The following is a 24,208-nucleotide window of genomic DNA, read 5'->3' as shown; positions in this document are numbered from 1 at the left end:
TCAATCGTCGTGGTTGCGCCGCGTCCGGGCTCTCCCTATGGTGCCGCCATCGAGCCATAGGGAGGTTGTCGGGTGGATCAGCCGCGGGCGAGATTGCGGATCAACCTCACTCAGCGCGAGTTCGAGGTCGAGGGCAGCGAAGACTTCGTGCAGGGCTTCGCCGAGCGCTTCCAGGAACTGCTCGAAGAGTTCGAGAACGTGAGCGCGGCGCCCCTGTCCGCCGTCGCGACTACGGCGCCCGCCGAAGGCCGGGCGGCGGATGTCGCGTCCTCGCTCGGCAGCTTCGGCGAGTACATCATGCGCCTGCCGTCGAACAGCACCGACGTCGACAAGATGCTGGCTGCCGGCTACTTCGTCCAGCAGCAGAGCGCCGACGACGCGTTCGGGACCGCCGACGCCAACAAGCGCCTGACCGAGCAGGGCATCAAGCTCGGCAATCCCTCGCAGTGCGTGAAGCAGTCGCTGATGGCGAAGCGCGTCTTCATGATCAGCAAGGGCCGCTACCGCGTCTCGCAGCCGGGGCGGGCCTATCTGCGCCAGCTCCTCGGCCCGATCATCCCGGAGTGAGCGCTCGCACGGCGCCGTTGACGCGCTGCCGTCATCGAGGTTAAGCAGGACGGTATGGATGCCACGACCCTGCACCGGACGATCCGAATTACGGGCCCGGCCTCTGCGTGAGGCCGGGGCCTGCCAATTCGCCGATCATCCGACCAGGGTCGACCCGTGATGTCCGCTACCTTCTGCTTCTCCGTCCATACCGACGCCGAGCCTTCCGCCCTGCCGCGGGTGATGGAGGTATTCGCGCTCTACGGCCATGTTCCGGCCCGCTGTCACGTCGAGCGCGGCGGCCCCGACGGGCGGGATCTCGTCATCGACACCCAGCTCGAGGGCTTGGACCAGGCCGAGGCGGCGCAGGTGGCGAAACGGCTCGGGCGCATCGTCAGCGTGGTGCAGGTGCTGTGGTCCGAGAAGCGGCGCGCCGCTGCCTGAAGCCGGCGCTCCTCAGCCTCCTCCTGGGCCTGCTCCCGGCAGCGCCGTCCTTCGCCGCCGACCTGTGCGCGCGCCTCACCATCCCGGCCACGCTCGGGCTCGTCTGCGTCGCCGCTCCCGATACCGCACCCGAGGCCGTCGCCGTCGAGCCGGTGGACGGCGCTTTCGCCGCGCTCAGCCGCATGACCGTCCGGCCGCTCGACCGTGGCGGGGACCCGCTCGCCTGGAGCGATCCCGCCGCCTGGCTCCAGCAGCAGATGACGCTCGACACCTCGCGCTACGCCGACCTGCTCGGCGGCCTCGCCAAGGACCCGGACAGCCCGTTCGCCGGTCCGGCCGCCGAGCAGGCGCTGGAGCGCCTCAAGAGCGCCCTCACCGGGATCGGACGGCTGGCGCTCGGTGCCTGCGACGAGCCGAGCGAGACGGCGCCCGGCCGCTGGGATATGCGCTGCGGCTTCACGCCGGCCGGGCTCGGCCTCCTCGTGCATCTGCGACTCGTGGCCGAGGGGGAGCGGCGCTGGGCGATGACCATGCGCGCCGCCAACGAACGGCGCCTGCGCCACTTCGAGGCGATCGCCAACACGTTCGCGCCGCCGCGCTGATCAGCGCGACGGCGAGACCACCTCGTCGTCCTCGTCGGCCTCGCTCTCCTGCGCCGGGATCGCGTAGCGGCCGCCGAGCCAGTTCAGGAGATCCTGGTCGCGGCAGCGGGCGGAGCAGAACGGCCGGAAACGCTGGTCGCGAGGTCGGCCGCAGATCGGGCAGCGCGGCTCTCGGCGGTTCTCGCCGGAGCCGGAGACGGGCTCAGTCGCCATCGTTCCTCGTATCGAGATCGAAGCTCGCGGGCGCCAGCGACGGATCGATCACGAGCGGAGGCTCGTAGCCGATGCACCGGGCGAGATGCCGCCAGGCGGCCCTGCCCTGCCCGTCGGCCAGGAAATCGCCGAGATCGCGAGCGACGCGCACGACCCGCGCCGGTCGCCGGCGCCGGCCCAGCGCGCCGAGCAGCCGTTCGGCGCCGACCCGCGGCGACGGTCGGCGGCCCGAGCCGCCGCAGGACGTGCAGGCCGCCTGCAGCAGTGCCGAGAGCGGCTGCCCGCGCCTGGCACGGCTCACGAGCACGGTACCGAGCGAGGACACGGGGTGGATCTCGAACGGCGCCGGATCGTGGCGGAACGCCTTGCGTAAAGCCTCCTCCAGCCGCTGCCGCTCGGGCTTGCTCGGCAGGTCGACGAAATCGATCAGGATGGTGCCGCCGAGATTGCGCAGGCGCACCTGCCGCGCGATCTCGCCCGCCGCCTCAAGATCGACGTCGAGCGGTGATCGGCCGCCGCCATCCACGTCGATCGCGACGCAGGCGGCGGTCTCCTCGATCAGGAGCCGCCCGCCGCGCGGCAACGGCACCAGGGTGGAAAGGGCCGTCTCCAGCGCGGCATCGACGCCGGCCTGCGCGAAGGCGGGCTCGTCCGGGTCGAGCCGGACCAGCTCGAGCGGCGGCAGGCCGGGTGTCGCCAGCAGGCGCTCGAGTTCGCGGGCGAGATTGCGGTCGGCCACCGCCACCGCCTCGGGCTCGAGCTCGATCAGCCCGCGCAGGAGCCGCTCGAGCGGGCTCTCCATCTCGGGCAGCCGGCCCGGCTTCGCCGTCTTGGCCGCGGCCTCGATCCGCCGCCAGCGGTCGGCCAGCCGCTTCGCCTCGACCATCAGCGCCTCGTCCGTCACCCTCGCCGCATGGCGCCGGAGCACGAACCGACCTTCCGGGAACAGCGTCCGGCCGCGCTCGCGCAGCTCGTCGGCCTGCCGCCGCCCGAGCTGGTGCGAGACCTCGACGGTCGCCGTCAGCGGTGTGTGCACGAGAGCGTAGCCGAAGAGGCGGATGTCGCTCGTGAAGCGCGGGCCCTTGTCCCCGACCGCCTCGCGCAGACCCTGTACGATCAGCCGCTGCCCCTCGCGCAGGAGCTCCTTGATCGGCCGCCGCTCGGCGGAGCCGGCGGCCGCCCGCGCGTCCTTCGCCACGATCAGCCCCGGCTGCGGCAGGCCGCAATCGAGAAAGGCGGCGTTGAGCTTCGGGTCCACGGCCGTCACCCTGGCCGCGAACAGCGCATCCGTCACCCTGGGATCGTCGCGGTCGACGTCGCGGATCTCGATCAGGCGATCGTCGCCGTCGAGGACGGCGGCGCGAATACCGAAGCCGGTGTCCTCGAGCACGATCCGGGTGGTCAATGACATCTCCAGCCCAACCCTTCCAGCATGGCGAGCGTCTCGACCAGCGGCAGGCCGACCACGTTGGTGTAGGAGCCGTTGATGGCCGGGATGAACGCGGCGGCCCGGCCCTGGATGGCATAGCCCCCGGCCTTGCCGCGCCACTCGCCGCTCGCGAGATAAAGCTCGCGCTCGGCTCGGGTCAGCCGCTTGAACCGAACCATGGTCGTGACGACCCGAACGCTCCGCCGGCCATCGGGTGCGAGCACGCAGACCCCGCCATGGACACGATGCCGCCGCCCCGACAGTAGGTCGAAGCAGGCCTCGGCCTCCTCCACGGTCTCGGCCTTGGGCAGGATGCGGCGACCGCAAGCGACGACGGTGTCGGCCGCGACGATGAAGCCGCTTTCCCGCCCGATCCTTCCCGCCACCGCCATGGCCTTGTCGACGGCGAGACGGACGGCATGGGCGCGCGGCAGCTCGCGCGGACCCGCCGTCTCGTCCACGTCCGGCGCCTCGATCCGGTCCGGCTCGATTCCGGCCTGCCGCAGCAGATCGAGGCGTCGGGGCGAGGTCGAGGCGAGAATGAGCGCCGGTCGCGTCGCCAACTTACTTGAAGCGATAGGTGATCCGACCCCGGGTGAGGTCGTAGGGGGTCATCTCCACCGTCACCTTGTCGCCGGCGAGGACGCGGATCCGGTTCTTGCGCATCCGGCCCGAGGTATGGGCCAGGATCTCGTGTTCGTTCTCGAGCTTGACGCGAAACATCGCGTTGGGGAGCACCTCGGTCACGGTGCCGCTGAACTCGATCAGGTCTTCCTTCGCCATTCGCACTCCTGCGCTGCGCCTGCGGCCGCCGCCGCCCGCCTAGTTCATGGTGTCGCGAACCCCGTTGGTCAAGGCGGCAGGAGCATGGTTCCGGCCGGAAATCCTGCCCCGGTGCTGCATCCCTTCAGCGGAACGCCGGCTCGTCGAAGCTGCGCAATTTCCGCGAATGCAGCCGGTCGGCCCCCTGCTCGCGCAGAATGCGGATCGCCTCGAGCCCGATCTGGAGATGCTGGTTGATGCGCTCGCGGTAGAACGTGTTCGCCATCCCCCGCAGCTTGAGCTCGCCGTGGAGCGGCTTGTCCGACACGCATAAGAGCGTACCATAGGGCACGCGGAAGCGGAAGCCGTTGGTGGCGATGGTGGCACTCTCCATGTCGACCGCGATCGCGCGCGACTGGTTGAGCCGGGCGAACAGCTCGTCGTAACGCAGCTCCCAGTTGCGGTTCGCCGTGGTCATCACCGTGCCGGTGCGCATGCGCGTCTTCACGTCGTGACCCTTGAGCCCGGTGACGTTCACGACCGCTTCCTGCAGCGCCACCTGCACCTCGGCGATCGGCGGGATCGGCACGAACGGCGGTACCTCCTGGTCGAGCACTCCGTCCTCGCGCACGTAGCCGTGCGCCAGGACATAGTCGCCGAGCTGCTGGCTGCGCCGGAGCCCCGCGCAGTGGCCCAGCATCAGCCAGCAATGCGGCCGCAGCACGGCGACGTGGTCGGTGATGGTCCGCGCGTTGCTGGGGCCGACACCGATATTGATCATGGTGACCCCGCGCCCGTCCGGCCGGGTCAGATGATAGGCCGGCATCTGCGGCAGGTGCGGCGGGTTGCTGCCGCGGTCGGGCTCGGGCCGCAAGCGGCGGTTGAAGCTCACCACGTCGCCGGGCTCGACGAACCGGTCGTGTTCCTCGCCGCTCGCGATCTGCTCGCGCGCGAACGCGATGAAATGGTCGACGTAGCGCTGGTAGTTGGTGAGCAGCACGAAGCGCTGGAAGAACTCGGGATGCGTGCCGGTATAGTGGTAGAGCCGCTGCAGGCTGTAGTCGACGCGCTCGGCCGTGAACAGCGCCAGAGGTGCCGGCTCGTGTCCCGCCGCCCGCCAGGTGCCGTTCGCGATCGCGTCGTCCGTGCGGCTGAGGTCGGGCATCGGGAAGAGATATTGCAGCTCGACCAGGCGCTGCTGCGGCAGGCCGCTGCCCACCTCCTCGAGCACGAACGGCAGCGGGATCGGCCGGGTGCTGATGCCCGTCACGATCGGCACGGCGTGGTTGCGCACGAGAAGGGCGAGCTGGGTGCGGTAATAGTCGCCGAAGAGATGCGGGTTGGTCAGCGTGGTGCCGTAGACGCCGGGATCGTGGAGGGCACCGTAGGCGAGCCGCCCGTCGAGATTGAGATCGCTCGCCCGCAGCTTGATGCCGACGAAGGGATAGCACGCATCGAGAGGCCCCGGTGCGGTGCCGTCCTCGGTGAAGCGCTGGAACGCGGCGCGCAAGCGGCCCACGGCGGCATCGTAGAGGGCCGTGATCCGGGCTACGGCCTTGTCGACGTCGTCGGTTACCTCTACATCGCGCACGCCGAGCCTGGCGAAGGCTTCGATGATGTCGTCCTCGTGCATGCGAGCCGGCCCATTTCCTGCCTCGGCGGCTGTCTAGCACGAACGGCGGCACGGCACACGCCCACCGAGCACGGAACCAGCGAGCGCCCATGGCCCCACCGCTCCTCGCCCTGCGGGATGCCCGTTTGCGCATCGGGCAGCAGCAGCTCTTTACCGGCCTCGACGCCGTGCTGGCCAAGGGCGACCGGATCTGCCTCGTCGGCCGCAACGGCTCCGGCAAGTCGACCCTGCTGCGCGTGCTGGCAGGCTTGGTCGAGCTCGATGCCGGCGAGCTCTTCGTCCAGCCGCGCACGAGCATCGCCTATCTGCCGCAGGAACCGATCCTGCCCGCGGCCCCTACCCTCGCCGACATCGTGCTCGAAGGCCTGCCGGCAACGGAGCGCAGCGAGGATGCCCGCTTTCGCGCCGAGATCGTGCTGCAGGAGCTCGCGATGGACCCGGCCCGCGCACCTTCGGGCCTCTCCGGCGGCGAGATCCGCCGCGTCTCGCTGGCACGGGCGCTCGTGGGCGAGCCCGACGTGCTGCTGCTCGACGAGCCCACCAACCATCTCGACCTGCCGACGATCGAGTGGCTCGAGGAGCGGCTTTCGGCCTTCACCGGCTCCTTCGTCGTCATCAGCCACGACCGCCGCTTCCTGACCCGGCTCTCGAGCAAGACCTGGTGGCTCGACCGCGGCCGGCTGCACACGAGCGATTCGGGCCATGCCGGCTTCGAGGCGTGGAGCGAGCAGATCCTGGCGGCCGAGGAGGCCGAGCTCGCCCGCCTCGACAAGCGGCTCGAGGCCGAGACGCACTGGCTCCATCGCGGCGTCACCGCACGCCGCCGGCGCAACATGGGCCGCCTGCGCCAGCTCCAGGAGCTGCGGGCGAAGCGCCGGCAGATGATCGGCCCGCAAGGCTCGGTCAAGCTGCAGGCGGCCACGGCCGGCGTCAGCGGCCGACTCGTGATCGAGGCGGAACGGATCACGAAGAGCTTCGGCGGACGCGTCCTCGTCAAGGACTTCGGCACGCGGATCTTGCGCGGCGACCGGATCGGGATCATCGGCCCCAACGGGGCCGGCAAGTCGACGCTCCTGAAGCTGCTCACGAGCGAGCTCGCGCCCGACAGCGGCACGGTCCGGCTCGGCACCAACCTCGAGATCGCCCGCTTCGACCAGCACCGCGCCCAGCTCGACCCCGACCGGACCCCCTGGGAGGTCTTATGCCCCGCCGGCGGCGACCGGGTGCAGGTCCTGGGTCAGTCGCGGCACGTGGTCGGATATTTACGCGACTTCCTCTTCCGCGAGGAGCAGGCGCGCCAGCCCGTGCGCGCCCTTTCGGGCGGCGAGCGCAACCGCCTTCTGCTCGCGAAGATCCTGGCCCAGCCCAGCAACCTGATGATCCTCGACGAGCCGACCAACGACCTCGACATGGACACGCTCGATCTCCTCGAGGAGACGCTCGCCGAGTACCAGGGCACCCTGCTCCTCGTGAGCCACGACCGCGACTTCCTCGACCGCCTCGTCACCTCGACCATCGTCTTCGAGGGTGGTGGTCGGGTCGTGGAGTATGCCGGCGGCTACAGCGACTGGCTGGCGCAGCGGCCGGCGAGCGCCGTCGCGGCCAGGCCGACCCGGCCCGTGGAGAAGCCGAAGCCACCTGCGGCGTCGCGGCCGCGCGGCTTCGATTCCAAGCTGCAGCGCGAACTCGACCGGCTGCCGGAGCGGATGAGCAGGGTCGAGGCGGCGATCGCGGTGGTCGAGGACCGCTTGGCCGATGCCGGCTTCTACGCTCGCGACCCCACCGGCTTCGCCCGTGCCACCGAGGAGCTCGAGCGGCTGCGGCACGACCTCGCGGCGCTCGAGGAGCGCTGGCTCGAGCTGGAGATGCTGCGGGAGGCGAGCGCCGCACCGCCGGCCTGAGACGAACCGCCCGCGCGCTGGCGCAGGAGACGAGACGCGCGGTCGACCTCGAGGACTGCGGCACCGCAACCCTCGGGGCCGGTCACGACTCGCCTTCCTAGCGTCTCGGCTCGACCAGCAGCAGGCCGCCTCTCGGTACGGTAGACGTGCCCGGTTGCCCGCTTGCCGCCTCGGCGGCTCTCACGAACCAATTGTTCGAGGCGTAGTCCGGACGGGAAGGATCGACGAAGTCGGTCCAGATATAGACCCACAACTGTCCGGGCCTGTAGGCCGACATCTTCGCGTAGACGTAGCGTCTGGCGAAACCCTGGTCGTAGAAGGCGTAGATGAAGCCGGAGTTCAGCCGCTGCGCCCCGACCTCGCCCCAGTCGCAGTCGGTGGGATGGCACCGCCCGTAGACGTGCACGTACCAGGGCGGTCCGGGCGGCCAGGGCTGGCCGTTCAGGATCACGTCCTGGCAGACGAAGCGGAGCTGGATGCGGGTGATGCTGTTGGTCTGCGGGTCGGCGTTGATCCAGTTGCCCTGCTCCTGCGGCAGGATGCAGAGCGCCTGGGATGTGCCCGGCAGCGAGACCAGAACGGCGAGGAGCGCAAGAGCGCCGAGAAATGCGTGCCGCCAGAACAATGCGAGACGACGTAATCGCATGACGAACTCCCCCGTTGATGGCTGCCGTTCGCCTCTGGAGCACCGGTCGGAGCTTTCGCCTGCGCTCTCCCGTCATACCCGGAGGTGAGCGAGCGGACGCAGTATCGGGGGAAGCTCTTGATGGCGTCTGTGAGAATAGCCATTCCCGAGGCCGGCCGTGCTGCCGTCGCGGCTGCCCTCGCTTTCGCCGCCGACTGGATGGAGGACGAGGAGATCATCTTCGCCGAGACCACGGTGGCATGAGGCTGCTCGCCCCGACAGGGACTCGGCGGGTGCAGGACGAAAAGGTTGATTTCGTATGGTGTCCCCGAATCCCCAAAAGGTTGATTTCGTATGGTGTCCCCGAATCCCCGGCCACGCCGGCTTCGACAAGCTCGTCCTCGGCGATGGCCGCACGGTCGACGTCCCGTGCCACGCCCATTACCTCCACCACAAATACTTCGAGTGCAACTACGCCGACGGCGCCATCCCGCTCGACAAGTGGTTCGGCACCTTCCACGACGGCTCGGACGCGGCCCACAAGGCGATGCGCAAGCGGATGATAGCGCGGCGGCGGGGGGTGTGAGGGTTCGGGTAGTCGAGGTAGAGCCGCTTCATGCCGCCCGGTCAGCGAGCGCCCGCCCGGCGGCGCGCAGGGTCGCCAGCGCATCCTTGCGCGCCAGCGTCGGGTAGTTGCGAAGGATCTCCTCCAAAGGCACGCCGGCCGCGGACTGGCGCGGGGCAGCAAAGCTGAGTTCGCATGGCGCTCTTAATGTTAGATAGCTATATATGTCGATAGTTTATATCTTTCTCAAAGAAAACCAGTAAAAACATCATAGAGTGCAACCAATCGATCTCTTAGCCACTCATGCTGAGTCGGCCAGTCAGACTTGTCACCAACATCTACATGGTAGCGCAAGAAAATTACCTGTTCTTCCACTTTACCTCCAGGAGGCAAACCCCAGAATGGCTTCTCACCAATTTTATCAAACAGCAAGCGATCAACATCGTTCTGTGAAGCAGATCTAATCATGTGATATCTTTGCACTGCCGGTGCAGGGGCTAATATTCCTGCCATGATAGCTCGCTTCTTGTAGGTCGCAGCCGCATAAAGATTAAATGCCGGCTCTCCAAAGCACTTCCATCCAAGATCGTTATCTCGATTCTTTCTTGCAATAGATTTGAAGATAAAAGGTGCCCGTTTAGGAAGCATTTTGCAAAGTTCTGCAAAATATAACGGATACAGAATATCAGCTCTGATATGCATTTTCATAGATTAAGCAGCCACGGCTTGAGATTGATGGAGCCGAGAGACCATCATAGACAATAATACGCAAACCACAAGGCGCCAAAAGCCTCCTACACGATCCCCCCGCCCAGGTTCGGCGTCTGCGGCCGCTCGGCGTCCTTCCTCGCCCGGTAGCCGCTGGTCCGATAGACCGCGAGCGGGTCGATCGCGCCCCCTGCCCGCATCCGTGCCGTGGCGAGGATCGGGCCGACGTCGGTCTCGAAGGCGCGCTTCAGGGTCTCGAGCGCCATGATGGCGTCGTTGGACTCCTGATAAGCGCTGAGCGCGTCGCGATCGACGAGGAGGGCCTTGGCGTAGGCGCGCTGCAAGGCAATCGCGCTGCTCATCAGGCTCTCGATCGGGTCCGTCACGTTGTGCGACTGGTCCATCATGTAGGCGGGGGCGAAGCCCGGGCGCTGCTCGACCACGGCGTTGACCAGCTCGTGGAAGACGAGGAACAGGCGGAACGGGTCGATCGAGCCGCTGTCGAGGTCGTCGTCGCCGTACTTGCTGTCGTTGAAGTGGAAGCCGGCCAGCTTCTCGAACTGGATCAGCCGTGCGACGATCTGCTCGATGTTGACGTTGGGCGCGTGGTGGCCGAGGTCCACGAGGCACAAGGCCTTGGGGCCGAGCGCCGTGGCGGCGAGATAGGAGCTGCCCCAGTCCGCGATCACGGTCGTGTAGAAGGCGGGCTCGTAGAGCTTGTGCTCGAGGAACACGCTCCAGTCCTCGGGCAGGGCGGCATAGATCTGCCGCATGCTGTCGAGATAGCGCTCGAACGCCTTCGTCAGGTGCTGCTGACCCGGGAAGTTGGCGCCGTCGGCGATCCAGACCGTGAGCGCCTTCGAGCCCAGCTTCCGGCCGATCTCGATGCATTCGATGTTGTGCTGCACGGCCTGCGCGCGCACGGCCGGATCGGTGTGGGTGAGCGAACCGAACTTGTAGCTGAGCTTCTGCCCGCGCTGGTCCTGGAAGGTGTTGGAGTTGACGGCATCGAAGCCCAGACCCAGCGCTTGCGCCCGCTCCTTGAGCTCCGTTACGTCCTCGACCCTGTCCCAGGGAAAGTGCGGCGAGACGGTGGGCGCGCAGCGCACGAGCTGTTGGATCGTAGCGCAGTCCTCGAGCTTCTCGAACACGTTGCGCGGCTCGCCGGGTCCCGGAAAGCGGCCGAAGCGCGTGCCACCCGTGCCGACACCCCAGGTCGGCACCGCCACCTTGAACCGCTGCACCTCGGCCGTGATCGCCTCGATGTCCCGCCCGGAGCGGGCGAGCTTCGCTCCGAGATGCTCGTAGTCGGCGGCGAGCTCGGCCTCGAGCACCGCATTGTGCTCGGCCACGAGACCGTCGTCGATGCGATAGCCGGTCATTCTCCCTGCCCCCTGCTCAGCGCGTGAACGCGATCTGGTTGCCGGCGTCGACGTTCAGGATGTTGCCGGTCGACTTGCCGGAGGTCGCCTCGTTCACGAAGAAGAACACGGCTTCGGCGATGTCCTCGGGGTAGACGCTGCGCTTCAGCAGCGAGCGCTGGCGGTAGACCTCCTCGAGCTCCTCGTCGCCGACCCCGTAGGATGCCGCCCGCGCATGGCGCCACTCGCCCTGCCAGATCCTGGAGCCGCGTAAGACCGCATCCGGGTTCACGACGTTGGCGCGAATACCGTAAGGGGCGCCCTCCAGCGCGATGCAGCGGGTGAGGTGGAGTGCCGCCGCCTTGGCGGCGCAGTAGGCCGATGCACCGCCCGAGGTCGCGAGCGCGTTCTTGCTGCCGATGGTGACGATCGAACCGCCGAGGCCTTGCGTGAGCATCACCTTGAACGCCTCGCGCGCGACGAGGAACACGCCCTTCGCGAGCACGGCGCTGTTGCGCTCCCAGTCCGCGAGGCTGGTCTCGGCGAAGGGGGCCGCCGTCGCGAGTCCGGCGTTGGCGACCAGGATGTCGATGCCGCCGAAGCGCTCGACCGTGGCGGCGACGACCTCCGCCATCTCGTCCTCGCGCGTGACGTCGCCGGTGACGGCCGCCACCACGTCGCGCCCGAACGCCTGGACCAGCCCTGCTTCCGCCTGGGCCAGAGCCTCCGCGTCGTGGTCGGTCACGACCACGCATGCTCCCTCGCCGAGCAGCCGGCGCGCGGTCGTCCTGCCGATGCCACCGGCCCCGCCCGTGACGAGCGCCACCTTGCCCGTGAGCGGCTTCGGCTTCGGCAGGCGCTGCAGCTTCGCCTCCTCGAGCAGCCAGTACTCGATGTCGAACGCCTCCTGCTCCGGCAGGCCGACATACTGGTCGACCCCCGTCGCCCCGCGCATCACGTTGATGGCGTTGACGTAGAACTCGCCCGCGATCCGCGCCGTCGCCTTGTCCCTGGCGAAGGAGAGCATGCCCACACCGGGGACGAGATAGATCACCGGGTTGGGGTCGCGCATGGCCGGGCTGTCGGGATGCCTGCAGCGCTCGTAGTAGCCGGCGTAATCCTGCCGGTAGGCTTCGAGCAGGCGATCGAGCGTGGCGTCGTCGGCGTCGGCCGGCACGATCAGGGGCCGGATCTTGGTGCGCAGGAAATGATCCGGGCAGGAGGTGCCGAGCGGGGCGAGCTCCTCCAGCCGCCGGCCGTTCACGAACTCCAGCACCGTCGCCGACCAGTCGACGTGCGCGACCTTGCTCTCGGCCTTGCCGATCCGCCCGCGGATGCGCGGCAGGAGCGAGAGCACCGCCCGGCGCCGCTCGGCCTCGGGCAGGGTCGCGACCGCAGGCCCGCCGAAGGCGGGGGCGGTGTTGCGAGCGTCGAGCCAGTCCTGCGCCTTCTGGATGATGCGCAGCGTGGTCTCGTAGCAGCTTCTGGCGTCGTCGGCCCAGGTGAAGAGCCCGTGCCCGCCGAGCACGACGCCGACGTAATGCGGGTTCTCGCGCGCGATCCGCTCGAGCTTGAGGCCGAGGTCGAAGCCCGGCCGCTGCCAGGGCAGCCAGCCGATCTCCTCGCCGAACACCTCGCGGGTGAGCTCGCGCGAGCGCTTCGCGGCTGCGATCGCGATCACGGCGTCGGGATGCATGTGGTCGACGTGGCGGTAGGGCAGATAGGCGTGCAGCGGCGTGTCGATGCTGGCGGCACGCGGGTTGAGGCCGAAGGTGCAGTGCGGCAGGAGCCCCACCATCGCGTCCTCGTGCGCGAGCCCGCGATAGAGCCCCTTCAGAGCCGCGAGCTTCTTCATGTAGAGCGTGGCGAAGCCGTCGAGCGTCATCGAGCCGAGATCGCCGCCCGAGCCCTTGACCCACAAGACCTCGACGGGCTCGCCCGTGAGCGGGTCCGGCATCGTCACCTTGGCCGAGGTGTTGCCACCACCATAATTGGTGATGCGCTTGTCCGCGCCCAGGAGGTTCGAGCGGTAGAGCAGAAGGCCGGGCTCGTCGAGGCCCGCGGCGCGGGCATCGTCCCAGCGATTCTCGAGCGGCGCACGCGATGCGGCCATGGTGGCTCTCCCTGACGTTTGGCCGAATGCCTAGCTCTCCGGGCGACGGCCGTCAAACGGAAAGAACACAAACGAGCAGAAACGATCACCAGACGATCAATATTGCGCCACAACAGAAACGAATCGCTCGCGGGCATGATTGACGCGCGCAGCGTCACCGCCTATTGACGCTCGAGGGAGGCAGGAATGCACCAGCACCAGCGACGCAGGCTGATCGAGGAGACGCTCGGCGGCGGCACGGCTCTCGTCACCGTGGAGGAGCTGGCCGAAAAGCTCGCCGCGTCTCCGGCCACGATCCGTCGCGACATCACGGCCCTCGCCCGTGCCGGCCGACTGCGCCGCGTGCGCGGCGGAGCGGCGCCCCTGCCGGCGGCGCGTCCGCGCGGGCTCGAGGCCCCGGCGTTCGAGCAGGCCCGGCGCGTCCATCATGCACGCAAGCGTGCCATCGCCGCGCACGCGGCCCGACTCTGCGCGCCGGGCGAATCGATCATCGTCAACGGCGGCACCACCACCTACTGCATGGGCGAGTTCATCGCCGGCAGGGAGCTCCACGTGCTCACCAACTCCTTCGCGCTCGCCAGCTATCTCGCCAGCGAAGGCAACTGCCGCGTGCTCCTGCCGGGTGGAGAGATCCAGCGCGCGCAGAGCATCGTGCTCAGCCCCTACGAGCGCGACACGATGATCGACCATTTCTACGCGAGACGCATGTTCACGAGTGCCCTTGCGATCCGGCCGCAGGGCCTGATCGAAGGCGATCCCATTCTGATCAAAGCCGAGCAGAAGCTGATCGATCGGGCGGAGGAACTGATCGTTCTCGCCGACGGCAGCAAGTTCGGCCCGCGCGGCAGCCTGATCCTGTGTCCGCTGCGACGGATCGGCCGGGTGATCACCGACGATTCCGCTCCGCCCGAAGCGCTCGCCATGCTGCGCGACGCGGGCGTGCCGGTCGAGGTGGTCGAGGTCCCGCCGGGCAATGGCGGCACGCCGCCCGACTGACGAGGAGCCGACGCAAGCGCGCGAGCCGAAACCGACGAACAACCCAGGGAGGCGTGGCGCTGCCCGAAACGACGGGCAGATCCCGCGCAGCACGAGATGCAGCCGATCCTCGATCTTCAGGACGTGAGCAAGTCCTTTCCCGGCGTGCAGGCGCTCGCGGGCGTGCGTTTCGACGTCCGCCCCGGCGAGGTCCACGCCCTCATGGGCGAGAACGGGGCCGGCAAGTCGACCCTGATCAAGATCATGTCGGGGGTCTACGAGCCCGATACCGGCATCATGCGGGTCGACGGCCGCGAGGTCCGCTTCACGGGGCCCTTGGACGCGCAGCGCGCCGGAATCGCCACCGTGCATCAGGAGCTGCAGCTCTTCCCCGAGCTCACCGTGGCGGAGAACGTGTTCGTCGGCCACGCACCGCGCACCGCCTGGGGCGGCATCGGCTGGAAGGCGATGCGCGAGCGCGCAGCCGAGATCCTGGCCTCGCTCGACATCCACGATCTCGACGTGACAGCGCCCGTAAGCTCGCTCTCGGTCGCGAACCGGCAGAGGGTCGAGATCGCGAAGGCGCTCTCGCTCCATGCCCGCGTCCTCGTCATGGACGAGCCCACGGCGGCGCTCACCGAGGCCGACGTGGAGCGCCTGTTCGGGATCGTGCGCAAGCTGCGCGACCGCGGCGTGGGCGTGGTCTATATCAGCCACCGCATGGCCGAGATCTTCGCGCTGGCCGACCGGGTGACGGTCCTGCGCGACGGCCGCTACGTCGGCACCAGGCCCGCGGCCGAGACCAGCGAGGGCGAGCTCATCGCCATGATGGTGGGCCGCACCATCGACCAGCTCTTCCCCAAGCTCGAGGCCAGGATCGGCCCGCCGGTGCTCGAGGTGCGGGATCTCGTCCGCGCACCCGTGGTCAAGGGTGTGAGCCTCACCGTGCGGACAGGCGAGATCGTGGGGCTCGCGGGCCTGATCGGCTCCGGTCGCAGCGAGCTCGCGCAAGCGATCTTCGGCATCACGCCGGCCGATTCGGGCGAGATCCGGCTCGAAGGCAGGCCCGTCAGGATCGGCTCGGCACGGGAGGCGAAGCGGCACGGGATCGCCTACGTGCCGGAGGATCGTGGCAGCCAGGGCATCGTCCGGGCGATGCGAATCGACCAGAACGTCTCCATGGCCGTGCTCGACCGGATAGCGCCCAAAGGCTTCGTCGACCGCGCGGCCGAAGCCGCGCTCGCCCGCGACGCCATCGCCCGCTTCAACATCCGGGCCTGGGGCATCCGGCAGCTCGTGGGCAAGCTCTCGGGCGGCAACCAGCAGAAGGTCGTCCTGGGCAAATGGCTCGCCACGCGGCCGAAGCTCCTGATCATGGACGAGCCCACCCGCGGCATCGACGTCGGTGCGAAGGCCGAGATCCACAAGCTCATGAGCGAGCTCGCAGCACAGGGGCTCGCCATCCTCATGATCTCGAGCGAGCTTCCCGAGGTGCTCGGCATGAGCGATCGCATCCTCGTCATGCGTGAGGGCCGGATCGTGGCCGAGTTCGTCCGCGGGCAAGCCGACCAGGAGACCATCGCCCATGCCATGATGCAGGTGCAGCGAGAGCCCGAAGGAGCCGCCGCATGACGAGCGCCACCCTCGCCCGGAGCAGACCCTCGGCCTTTTCGGGCCTCCTCCGCCGGCTGAGCAGCCAGGAGACCCTTCTTCTCCTCGCCCTCGTCCTCCTCTTCGCCGTGGTCGGCGCGATCAACCCGCGCTTTCTGGCCGAGCGCAATCTCGAGACCATCTTTCTCGGTAACGCCTACATCGCGATCGCCGCCATCGGCATGTCGCTCGTCATCATCTCGGGCAACATCGACGTGGCGGTGGGCTCGCTCATCGGCGTGCTCGCGACGCTTTCGGGCTCGATCGCGGTCGCGGGCTGGCCGGTCTGGGCGAGCTGGCTCGTCCCGATCCTCGCCGGCATGGCCGCGACCTCGTTCATGGGTTTCCTCACGGCCTACCTCAACATCCCCTCGATCGTGGTGACGCTCGGCATGCTCTCGATCCTGAAGGGCGGGCTCATCAGCGTCACCGCCGGGGCCTGGATCAGCAACCTGCCCGAGGGCTACGGCCTCGCCCAGATGGAGCTTCTGGGCGTGCCCGTTCCCATCTGGGCCATGCTGGCCCTGACCGCGGCCGCAGCGCTCTGGATGCGCTACACGGCGCTGGGCCGCTCGATCTACGCCGTCGGCGGCAACCCCGAGGCGGCGCGCCTCTCGGGCATCCCGCGCCGGCGGACCATCATGCTCGTGTTCCTGATTCACGGGCTTTTCGTCGGCATCGCCGCCGTCCTGTTCGCGACCCAGCTCAGCGTCATCCAGTCGACCGTGCCGCCCGGCCTGGAGCTCACCATCATCACGGCCGCGGTCGTGGGCGGGGTCAGCATCCTGGGCGGCACCGGCACGGTCGTGGGCTCGACCTTGGCCGCCATCCTGCTCGCCGCCATCGGCAGCTCGCTCATCTTCATCAACGTCTCGCCCTACTGGATCCGCGCGGTCCAGGGTGTGCTCATCCTCGTCACCGTGCTCGCCGACCTGTGGCGCCGTCGCCGCCACCGGGCCGTGCGCTGAAGGAGCGTCCATGGCCGCCACGACCACGCCAGCCGCTGCCAGCACGACCGCCTCGAGGCGGGAAGGTCCGAGGCTCGAGATCGGCCAGGAGCTGATCCTGCTCGTGGCGCTCACCGTCGTCATCGGCGTGCTGGCGCTCACGAGCGAGCGGTTCTTCACGGTGGAGAACCTGCTGAACCAGGGCCGCCTCCTAACCGAGGTCGGACTCATCGCCTTGCCGATGACCTTCATCATCGTCACCGGCGGCATCGACCTCTCGGTGGGCTCGATCATGGGCCTGTGCGCCATTCTCCTGGGCTATGGCTGGAAGAACCTGGGCCTGCCGCTCGAGCTTGCGATCCTCCTCACTCTTCTCGTCGGCACGGCGGCCGGTTTCGTCAACGGGCTCGTCGTCACGCGCATGGGTGTCCCACCCCTGATCGCCACCATCGCCACGCTCGCCCTCTATCGCGGCCTCGCCGAGGGCATCAGCCAGGCGCGCTCGGTCCGCGGCTATCCCGACTGGTTCCTCGCGCTGGGTCAGGGCGAGCTTCTGGGCGTGCCGAGCCAGCTCTGGCTCCTCGCCTTCGCCATCCTCGCCTTCGGCATCGTCCTCGCCCGCACGCGCTTCGGCCGCTCGCTCTACGCCATCGGCCACAACGAGACCGCGGCCCGCTTCTCGGGCATCCCGGTGGATGGCATCAAGCTCGCCATCTACGCGCTCTCCGGCTTCGTCGCGGCACTCGCCGCCTGCATCTTCGTGAGCCGGGTCAGCACCACGCGCTCGGACATGGGCAGCGGCATCGAGCTCGACGTGATCGCGGCCGTGGTCTTGGGCGGCACCTCGATCTTCGGCGGCGTCGGCACGATCTGGGGCACGGTCTTGGGCGTCGTCCTGATCCAGCTCCTCAAGAACGGCCTGGCGCTCACCGGCGTGAAGGGTGACGCCACCATCGTCGTGATCGGCACGGTCCTGATCCTCTCGATCCTGATCACCAACCTCCTGCAGCGCCGGAAGGGCGTGGAGGGGTAGTGGAAGGCGTCAACACGTTTCGTGTTAACCTTTGCTCTACAAAGACTTTCTGAAATCGTTCGTGCAATTTCGTTTGCATCGCACGCGTATCCCCGCCTGACGCTATCGGCCGGCTGATCTGGAATATTATCCTAGAACATACCGAGCCACAAGCGGCCGGAGGCGGCAAGGTCGCGGCGGCCCGAGCCCGTGCACAGGATAGGCCGGCCGGGCCAGAATCCGCCCATGCCGACACCCGCGAGCAGCGCAAGCAGATGCCACGCCTCCTGCGCAGGAATCCGGTGCCGAAGCCGCGCGCGCCTGCCGGGAATGCAGCCAGAAGCCTGGGCGGATACCCGCGAGGATGCCGCCGACGAGACCGGCCTGCCGCCGGGCACGTTCCCCGAGGCCTGTCCCTGGACACGGGAGCAGGCGCTGAATCGGGCGTTCCTGCCGGATCGAGACCACCGAGCAGGCCGTTCGTGGACTTCGGGGGGCATCCATGCGAAATCGACTCTCTTCGTGGCGTTCAGGCTAGGTGGGCCGTGCTTGCCCGGGCAGCCGGCATGGGCGGCGCAAGCGGTCGGGTCGGCACAGGTGTGGGCAGAACGAACCCGCCGCTCGATCGTTAACAGGGATCGGCGGGTCTCCCGCCCGTCGGGTTCACAGGAACGAGCAAGGGGACACCGGTGAGCACGGGACTGATCGCGCTGCTCGACGACGTGGTGGGGCTGGCCAAGCTCGCAGCGGCGTCGCTCGACGACGCCACGGCGCAGGCGACGCGGGCCAGCGCCAAGGCCGCGGGCGTCGTCATCGACGATACCGCCGTGACCCCGCGCTACGTGGTCGGCCTCGCCGCCGAGCGCGAGCTGCCCATCATCGGCAAGATCGCGCTGGGCTCGCTCAAGAACAAGCTCGTCATCCTCCTGCCCGGCGCCCTGCTCCTCAGCTTCATCGCACCTTGGGTGATCACGCCGCTCCTCATGCTGGGCGGCGCCTATCTCTGCTACGAGGGCGCGGAGAAGGTCTGGGAAGCGATCCATCCACATGACAACGAGACGCACGCGGCGGGTGGCGCGCCGATGGCGCGGAGCGCCGAGGAGCTCGAGAACCAGAAAGTCAAGGGCGCCGTCCGGACCGATCTCATCCTCTCGGCCGAGATCATGGCGCTCGCCCTGGCCGAGGTGACGGAGGCCTCGTTCTGGACCCGGATCTTCGTTCTGGCCGTGGTCGGTATTGGCATCACGGCCGGAGTCTACGGGGTGGTGGCGCTGATCGTGAAGGCCGACGACGCCGGCCTCGCCCTCAGCCGCAGCCACCGGCCCGCGCTCCGCACGCTCGGCTGCCGGATCGTACGCCTCATGCCCGGCCTCCTTGAGGGCCTGGGGATCCTGGGCACCGCCGCCATGCTGTGGGTGGGCGGCGGCATCATCGTCCACGGCCTCGAGGCCTTCGGTCACACTGCACTCGGCCACGCCATCCACGCCGCGACCGCGGCCGCGGCCCACGCGCTTCCGGCTCTCGCCGGTGCCATCGCATGGCTGGTGAGCGCGGCCGCCGCGGGGCTGTTCGGCCTCCTGCTGGGCGCCGCCCTCATCCCGCTGGTCCGGCGCGTGGCCGAGCCGGTCTGGCAGAAGGTGCGGGGCCGAGCAGCCGGGTGATTGGACGCCCGGAGCCTTCTTCGGCTCTGGCCTTGGCGGGATTGCCGGAGCACAGTGGCGTCTCCGGTCCTGCGGGAGGATGGCCGAGAAGCGAAGGGAGCGCGGACATGCTGGCGATCGTGCTCGGTGCGCTGCTGGTCGTGGGCGGGGTGCTCTACATGGCGGCCCAGCCGATCTGGCGCGGGCGGCTCAGCGAGAGGCGGACACCGGCGGGTGCCACGCTGGAGCCCGAGAAGCCGGCGGCGGGCTTCGGGCTCGCGGCGAACTGGCCGGGCCTGGCGCTGGTGATCCTCGGCGCCCTGCTCCTGCCAGGCTCTGTGGACATTTACCGCAGCCAGACCATAGCGGCGGCGAGGTGGGCCGTGGCGAGGAAGTTGGCGGCGGTCTTCTCGTAGCGGGTGGCGATGCGGCGGAACTGCTCGATCCCGTTGAAAAAGCACTCGGCCAGATGGTGCTCCTCGTACGGGTCGGGATCGTAGGGGATCGCGCGCGCCCGCGACCGGTGGCAGGGGATCACCGCCGTGCTGCCCTGGTCTTCGAGCGCCGTCCGGAAGCGGTCGGCATCGAAGGCGGTACCGGCGATCACCCACCGCGCGGCGAAGCCGTCGACGAGGGCCTCGGCCTCATCTCATGCCGTTGGCCGGGGCTCAGCCGAAGGCGCAAAGGGTTGCCGAGCGCATCGACCGCGACGTGCAGCGGTGGAAAGGCCGCCGCGCGAGCGGCCGATGGCCCGAGCCCATCCCCTTGGCCGCCGGCGCGCTCTGGCCCGGTCGGCACCGTGTCGAGCCGGTTCCATCGCTGGCGCGCGGCCGCGATCTGGGAGCGGATCCTGGCCGCGCTGCAGGCCGCGGCCGATGCGAGGGGTGCGGTCGACTGGGGCCTGCACTTTGTGGATGCCACCATCGTCCGCGCCGATCGGCACGCCGCCGGCGCCCGCCGGACCGGCGCGATCGGGGGTGAGGTGCCGGGCCGTTCGCAAGGCGGCTGCCCGACCAAGATCCATCTGCGCGCCGAAGGTGGCGGCAAGCCGATCACCGCGGTGCTGACCGGTGGCGAGCGCCACGAGCAGATAGCGCTGGACGCGCTGCTCGACCAGGGCGCCATCCGCCGTCCAGGTCGGGGCCGGGTGCGGCTGCGCCCGCGGCGGGTGGCCGGCGACAAGGGTTACAGCAGCCCCATCGCTCGGCACCGTCTGCGCCGCCGCGGCATCGGCCGGGTGATCCCGAGCAAGCGCAAGCAGCAGCGGCAGCGTCGGTTCGACCCGCAGCCTATCGCGAGCGCAACCGGATCGAACGGCTGATCGACCGTTTGAAGCAGTTCCGACGTAGTGCGACCCGCTACGAGAAGCGAGCGGTCAACGACTTGGCCATGCTCACCATCGGCATGATCCTGCTGTGGCTATAAGCTTTGCAGACACGCCCTAGGACGTGCGGCATCTCAGTAGCCTCCCGTGGCGGTCGGGGCGGGGGCCGCCGGCTGCTCGCGGATCAGCTTGCGCGCCGCCGCGATGCTCGCCTGCGCCGCCCCGGCGAGGAGGCGCACGTCGTTGGAGATGGTGACGAGGTCGCCCCCCCCCAGCCCACCGCCTTGGCGGCATAAGCCGGCGTGCCATGGCCGCCATGGCTGCGCCAGCTGCCATCGATGAACGGGCCGGAATCCTCGTACATCGAACCCGATTCCCAGCTTGGGTACAGAGCATGATCGTGGTTGAGGGGGCAGCCCATCTGCGGCCGAAGATGCTTGGCAGGCGGGTCGCCGGGGCTCAAAGGGGCGCTGCCGGCTGGGGTGGCACGTCGTAGGCGCCCCAGATCGACTGGTCGTAGTTCACCATGGACCCGGTCATCAGGCCCGACTCGTCGCTCGACAGAAAGGCCACGGCGCGCGCGACCTCGTGGGGGTCGACGAGACGGCCGAACGGCTGCCGGGCGGCCGCCTCGGCGAGCCAGTTCGGGTCGGCGCCGTGATACTCCCTCTGGATACGATCCTCGCCCTCGCTCGCCATCCAGCCGATGTTCAGGCCGTTGACCCGGATGTGGTTACGCAGAACGGCATAGGCGGTGTTCTGGGTCAGCGTCGCAAGAGCGGCCTTAGAGGCGCAGTAGGCCGCGATGAAGGGCTGCCCCGCCTTGCTCGACATCGAGCAGATGCTGACGATGGTCCCCTCGACCTTGTCCCGGCGCATGAGCTTGATCGCGTCCTGCATCAGGAAGAACGGGCCGCGCACGTTGACGGCGAACATCGCGTCGAACAGCTCGGGCGAGGTGTCGAGGATGGTGCCGCGATCCGTGATCGCGGCGGCGTTGACCAGGGCGTCGACGCGCCCGAACACTTCATCCGCCTTGGCGATGACGGCACGGCAGTCCTCGACTCTGCCGAGGTCGGCCGGGACGAACACCACCTTGACGCCGGTCGCGTTCTGGATCTCCCATGCCTTGGCTTCGCCTTTTTCGCGGGAGCGGCCACAGATGACGATGCCTGCGGCACCGCGCTCGGCGAACAGCCGGGCGATCGTCGCCCCCAACCCCTGCGTGCCGCCGGTGACGACGGCGATCTTCTCCTCGAGCTGCGCCATGACGGTCATCCTTCGACGCGATAGCCGGCGTTGGCGAGGGCAGCGGTAAGGGCGCGGTGGCCGATCCTCGCATACTCGGCCGGGGGCGCCTTGGCCGGATCCTGCTCGGCCTCGACCACGAACCAGCCCTCGTAGCCGACATCGGCCAGGCGTTGCACCACGGCCATGAAGTCGATCGAGCCGTCGCCCGGGACGGTGAAGGCGCCCAAGAGCACGGCGTCGAGGAAGGACTGTCGGCTGCGGTCGAGCCCCTCGATGACAGCCCCGCGCACGTCCTTGGCGTGGACGTGGACGATGCGTCGCCCGTGCTTCTCGATCACGCCCAGCACGTCGCCGCCGGCAAAGCGGAGATGGCCGGCATCGTAGAGCAGGCCCACGGCCGCGCCGGTGTGCTGCATGAGGAGGTCGAGATCCTGCTCGGTCTCGATCGCGGTCGCCATGTGGTGGTGGAACGCGAGCGGCACGCCGGCTTCCGCACAGTGCTCGGCGAAGCGGGTCAGGCGGCGGCCGTAAGCCTTGATCTCGTCCTCCGACAGCCGGCGGCGGGTGGCGAGCGGCGCGTTCCGCTGGTTCTGGATGGTGCCCGCGGTCTCGCCGTAGGCGAGGCAGGCGGCACCCAGCTCACGGAACAGGGCGAGCTGGCCCGCGACCTTGGCCTTCTCCGCGGCGAGGTCGTCGGGCGCATCGAGCACGGTGCCGGAGTACCAGCCCGAGGCGAGCTCGAGCCCGTGCGCCTTTAGGATCGGCCCGAGCTCGACTGCGGTCTTGGGGAACTTGCCGCCGGTCTCGACACCGGAGAAGCCAGCCGCGGCGGCCTCCTTCAGACAGGTCTCGAGCGTGGTCTCGCCGCCCAGCTCCGGCAGGTCGTCGTTGGACCACGCGATCGGTGCTATGCCCAGTTTCGCTTTCATCGTTCTCTCCGAGAAATCCGCGCTCACGATGGGTGCAAGGCTGCCGTTTAGACCCCGACCCGCTGCTTCGCGCGGCCCTGCCGCTGGGCCTCGTAGGCTGCCCGGACGCTCTCGCGCGCGCTGACCTCCGGCACGCCCACGTCCCACCACGCATCGCCCGGCGACCAGGTGAAGGCGTCGGAGACGATCGAGATCACCGTCGTGCGGTCCGTCGTCTTTGCCCAGTCGAGCGCCTCGCCCAGCTCGGCCAGGCTTTCGACATGGCGGGTAAGCGCGCCCATGGATTCGGCGTTCTTGGCGAAGTCGACCGCGAACGGCTCCTTGACCCGGCAGTCCCGGATCAGGTTGTTGAACGAAGGGGTACCCTTGGCGTTCTGCAGCCGGTTGATGACCGCGTAGCCACCGTTGTCGCAGACGATGACGATCATCTTGTGACCGGCGAGGACCGACGAGTAGATGTCCGAATTCATCATCATGTAGGTGCCGTCGCCGACCATCACGATCGGCGTGCGGCTCGGGTCGGCCATCGCCTTCCCCCAGCCGGCGGCGATCTCGTAGCCCATGCACGAGAAGCCGAACTCGCAGTCGAAGGTGTTGGGCTGCTTGACGCGCCAGTTCTTCACCAGCTCGCCGGGAAGGCCCCCGGCCGCCGTGATCAGGTAGTCGCGCTCGCCCGCCTTCGCGTTCACGACACCGACCACCTGGGCATAGGTGGGCACGGGCGCGTTGGTCGGGCGCTGCAGCTCGTCGAGCTTCGCGTTCCACGCGGCGAACAGGGCCCGCCCCCTCTCCATCCAGGCGCTCGGCGCCCGCCAGCCGGCGAGCCGGCCGGCCAGCTCGTCGATCGTCTCCCTGGCGTCGCCGACGATCGCCAGCGCCTTGTGCTTGGTCGCGTCCCAGCGCGCGGCGTTGATCGAGATGAACTTCGCGTCCGGGGCAAAGCAGGTCCACGAGCCGGTCACGAAGTCCATGAGCCGGGTGCCGACGGCGACGATGACGTCGGCCTCGGCCGCCAGCGCGTTCGCGGAGCTGGATCCCAGAATGCCGATGGGTCCGACATGCGCCGGGTGATCGTGCGTCATCGCACCCTTGCCGGCGATCGTCTCGGCCACCGGGATGCCGTGCTCGGCGGCGAAGGCGGCAAGGGTATCCTCAGCACCGGAGAATAGCGCACCCCACCACCAGAGACGATGAGCGGCCGCTGCGCCGCCTCGAGCAGCCTCACCGCCCCATCGAGTCGGTCGCGATCGGCGCGCGGCCGCGGCACGGCATGCAGCATCGGCTCGAAGAATGCTGCCGGATAGTCCCAGGCCATTCCCTGCACGTCCTGTGGCAGGGCGATGAACGCCGGGCCACAATCCCCCGGATCGAGCATGGTGGCCACGGCCTGGGGCAAGGAGGACAAGATCTGCTCGGGATGGACGATGCGATCCCAGTAGCGCGTCACCGCCTTGAAGGCGTCGTTGACGTTGATGGTCGGGTCGCCGAAGTGCTCGACCTGCCTTCTGGGTCACGGTGGCGCTCGTCGCGATCTGCCTGGTGATGAGCTGGCTGCAGCCCGACGCCTTCGCCACCACC

At 68.8% G+C, this 24,208-nt stretch carries 24 protein-coding genes and 2 pseudogenes; 14 read left to right on the top strand and 12 right to left on the bottom strand.

Going from position 1 to position 24,208, the window contains the following annotated elements; translation table 11 throughout:
- Positions 1-72 precede the first annotated feature (72 nt).
- The 3 genes from U1T56_RS04050 to U1T56_RS04040 all read left to right on the top strand — a co-directional run bounded on the left by U1T56_RS04050 (position 73) and on the right by U1T56_RS04040 (position 1,592).
- Positions 73-567, top strand: coding sequence for a hypothetical protein (locus tag U1T56_RS04050; RefSeq protein WP_418158164.1), 495 nt, complete (start codon positions 73-75; stop codon positions 565-567).
- A gap of 159 nt (positions 568-726) precedes the next feature.
- Positions 727-990 (top strand): hypothetical protein, encoded by a 264-nt coding sequence (locus U1T56_RS04045; protein WP_418158163.1) that lies wholly within the window; start codon positions 727-729, stop codon positions 988-990.
- Positions 960-1,592: a hypothetical protein gene (locus U1T56_RS04040; RefSeq protein WP_418158162.1), complete on the top strand. Its 633-nt coding sequence runs from the start codon at positions 960-962 to the stop codon at positions 1,590-1,592. The genes U1T56_RS04045 and U1T56_RS04040 overlap by 31 nt, the downstream gene beginning before the upstream one ends.
- On the opposite strand, the gene U1T56_RS04035 is transcribed toward U1T56_RS04040, so the two are convergent.
- The 5 genes from U1T56_RS04035 to U1T56_RS04015 all read right to left on the bottom strand — a co-directional run bounded on the left by U1T56_RS04035 (position 1,593) and on the right by U1T56_RS04015 (position 5,629).
- Entirely contained in the window at positions 1,593-1,805 is a 213-nt protein-coding gene (locus U1T56_RS04035; protein WP_418158161.1) for a DNA gyrase inhibitor YacG, read from the bottom strand. It abuts the gene before it with no gap.
- A complete protein-coding gene (locus tag U1T56_RS04030; protein WP_418158160.1) occupies positions 1,795-3,210 on the bottom strand; it encodes a ribonuclease E/G in 1,416 nt (471 codons plus the stop codon). Before U1T56_RS04030 ends, U1T56_RS04035 begins: the two co-directional genes overlap by 11 nt.
- Positions 3,207-3,797, bottom strand: coding sequence for a Maf family protein (locus tag U1T56_RS04025; RefSeq protein ID WP_418158159.1), 591 nt, complete (start codon positions 3,795-3,797; stop codon positions 3,207-3,209). Before U1T56_RS04025 ends, U1T56_RS04030 begins: the two co-directional genes overlap by 4 nt.
- 1 nt (position 3,798) lies before the next feature.
- On the bottom strand, positions 3,799-4,017 hold the full coding sequence (gene infA / locus U1T56_RS04020; RefSeq protein WP_418158158.1) for a translation initiation factor IF-1: 219 nt from the start codon (positions 4,015-4,017) through the stop codon (positions 3,799-3,801).
- A 124-nt stretch (positions 4,018-4,141) separates the two neighbouring features.
- Complete coding sequence (locus U1T56_RS04015; protein ID WP_418158157.1) at positions 4,142-5,629, bottom strand: AMP nucleosidase; 1,488 nt, start codon at positions 5,627-5,629, stop codon at positions 4,142-4,144.
- Positions 5,630-5,718: 89 nt separating this feature from the next.
- Here U1T56_RS04015 and U1T56_RS04010 point away from each other — a divergent pair, with 89 nt between their 5' ends.
- Positions 5,719-7,530, top strand: coding sequence for an ABC-F family ATP-binding cassette domain-containing protein (locus tag U1T56_RS04010; protein ID WP_418158156.1), 1,812 nt, complete (start codon positions 5,719-5,721; stop codon positions 7,528-7,530).
- Positions 7,531-7,627: 97 nt separating this feature from the next.
- Here the strand turns inward: U1T56_RS04010 and U1T56_RS04005 are convergent, their stop codons facing one another.
- Positions 7,628-8,176 (bottom strand): hypothetical protein, encoded by a 549-nt coding sequence (locus tag U1T56_RS04005; RefSeq protein ID WP_418158155.1) that lies wholly within the window; start codon positions 8,174-8,176, stop codon positions 7,628-7,630.
- A 120-nt stretch (positions 8,177-8,296) separates the two neighbouring features.
- Between U1T56_RS04005 and U1T56_RS04000 the strand changes: the two genes are divergently transcribed.
- Entirely contained in the window at positions 8,297-8,419 is a 123-nt protein-coding gene (locus U1T56_RS04000; protein WP_418158154.1) for a hypothetical protein, read from the top strand.
- A 55-nt stretch (positions 8,420-8,474) separates the two neighbouring features.
- Positions 8,475-8,741 carry a hypothetical protein gene (locus U1T56_RS03995; protein ID WP_418158153.1) on the top strand — a complete coding sequence of 89 codons (267 nt, stop codon included), beginning with the start codon at positions 8,475-8,477 and terminating at the stop codon, positions 8,739-8,741.
- A gap of 225 nt (positions 8,742-8,966) precedes the next feature.
- On the opposite strand, the gene U1T56_RS03990 is transcribed toward U1T56_RS03995, so the two are convergent.
- From U1T56_RS03990 to U1T56_RS03980, 3 genes are all read right to left on the bottom strand, one after another.
- On the bottom strand, positions 8,967-9,428 hold the full coding sequence (locus U1T56_RS03990; RefSeq protein ID WP_418158152.1) for a hypothetical protein: 462 nt from the start codon (positions 9,426-9,428) through the stop codon (positions 8,967-8,969).
- A gap of 86 nt (positions 9,429-9,514) precedes the next feature.
- Complete coding sequence (gene rhaI / locus U1T56_RS03985) at positions 9,515-10,810, bottom strand: L-rhamnose catabolism isomerase (protein ID WP_418158151.1); 1,296 nt, start codon at positions 10,808-10,810, stop codon at positions 9,515-9,517.
- Between the two features lie 16 nt (positions 10,811-10,826).
- The gene (locus U1T56_RS03980) at positions 10,827-12,902 is read right to left on the bottom strand and encodes a bifunctional rhamnulose-1-phosphate aldolase/short-chain dehydrogenase (protein WP_418158150.1); all 2,076 of its coding nucleotides are present in this window, start codon (positions 12,900-12,902) and stop codon (positions 10,827-10,829) included.
- A gap of 186 nt (positions 12,903-13,088) precedes the next feature.
- On the opposite strand from U1T56_RS03980, the gene U1T56_RS03975 reads away from it, so the two are divergent.
- The 8 genes and pseudogenes from U1T56_RS03975 to U1T56_RS03940 form a co-directional block, all read left to right on the top strand.
- Positions 13,089-13,898: a DeoR/GlpR family DNA-binding transcription regulator gene (locus U1T56_RS03975; RefSeq protein ID WP_418158149.1), complete on the top strand. Its 810-nt coding sequence runs from the start codon at positions 13,089-13,091 to the stop codon at positions 13,896-13,898.
- Positions 13,899-13,994: 96 nt separating this feature from the next.
- The gene (locus tag U1T56_RS03970; protein WP_418158148.1) at positions 13,995-15,509 is read left to right on the top strand and encodes a sugar ABC transporter ATP-binding protein; all 1,515 of its coding nucleotides are present in this window, start codon (positions 13,995-13,997) and stop codon (positions 15,507-15,509) included.
- Positions 15,506-16,495 carry an ABC transporter permease gene (locus U1T56_RS03965; protein ID WP_418158147.1) on the top strand — a complete coding sequence of 330 codons (990 nt, stop codon included), beginning with the start codon at positions 15,506-15,508 and terminating at the stop codon, positions 16,493-16,495. Before U1T56_RS03970 ends, U1T56_RS03965 begins: the two co-directional genes overlap by 4 nt.
- Before the next feature lie 10 nt (positions 16,496-16,505).
- On the top strand, positions 16,506-17,507 hold the full coding sequence (locus U1T56_RS03960; protein ID WP_418158146.1) for an ABC transporter permease: 1,002 nt from the start codon (positions 16,506-16,508) through the stop codon (positions 17,505-17,507).
- 225 nt (positions 17,508-17,732) lie between these two features.
- Positions 17,733-18,179, top strand: a complete 447-nt coding sequence (locus U1T56_RS03955; RefSeq protein WP_418158145.1) for a DUF29 family protein — start codon at positions 17,733-17,735, stop codon at positions 18,177-18,179.
- Positions 18,176-19,147: a DUF808 domain-containing protein gene (locus U1T56_RS03950; RefSeq protein WP_418158144.1), complete on the top strand. Its 972-nt coding sequence runs from the start codon at positions 18,176-18,178 to the stop codon at positions 19,145-19,147. The genes U1T56_RS03955 and U1T56_RS03950 overlap by 4 nt, the downstream gene beginning before the upstream one ends.
- Positions 19,148-19,254: 107 nt before the next feature.
- Positions 19,255-19,542 carry a hypothetical protein gene (locus U1T56_RS03945; protein ID WP_418158143.1) on the top strand — a complete coding sequence of 96 codons (288 nt, stop codon included), beginning with the start codon at positions 19,255-19,257 and terminating at the stop codon, positions 19,540-19,542.
- A gap of 344 nt (positions 19,543-19,886) precedes the next feature.
- Positions 19,887-20,551: pseudogene (locus U1T56_RS03940) on the top strand (IS5 family transposase); the annotation flags it as partial.
- A 358-nt stretch (positions 20,552-20,909) separates the two neighbouring features.
- Here U1T56_RS03940 and U1T56_RS03935 read toward each other — a convergent pair.
- The 3 genes and pseudogenes from U1T56_RS03935 to U1T56_RS03925 form a co-directional block, all read right to left on the bottom strand.
- The gene (locus U1T56_RS03935; RefSeq protein WP_418158142.1) at positions 20,910-21,728 is read right to left on the bottom strand and encodes an SDR family oxidoreductase; all 819 of its coding nucleotides are present in this window, start codon (positions 21,726-21,728) and stop codon (positions 20,910-20,912) included.
- On the bottom strand, positions 21,725-22,630 hold the full coding sequence (iolE, locus tag U1T56_RS03930) for a myo-inosose-2 dehydratase (RefSeq protein WP_418158141.1): 906 nt from the start codon (positions 22,628-22,630) through the stop codon (positions 21,725-21,727). The genes U1T56_RS03935 and iolE overlap by 4 nt, the downstream gene beginning before the upstream one ends.
- A 47-nt stretch (positions 22,631-22,677) precedes the next feature.
- A pseudogene (locus U1T56_RS03925) lies at positions 22,678-24,134 on the bottom strand (thiamine pyrophosphate-dependent enzyme); the annotation flags it as partial.
- Positions 24,135-24,208 lie beyond the last annotated feature (74 nt).

Origin of the sequence: Benzoatithermus flavus (genome assembly GCF_037908215.1) — a bacterium.
Classification (GTDB): Bacteria; Pseudomonadota; Alphaproteobacteria; order Geminicoccales; family Geminicoccaceae; genus Benzoatithermus; species Benzoatithermus flavus.
This window is presented reverse-complemented; position numbering and strand designations above follow the sequence as displayed.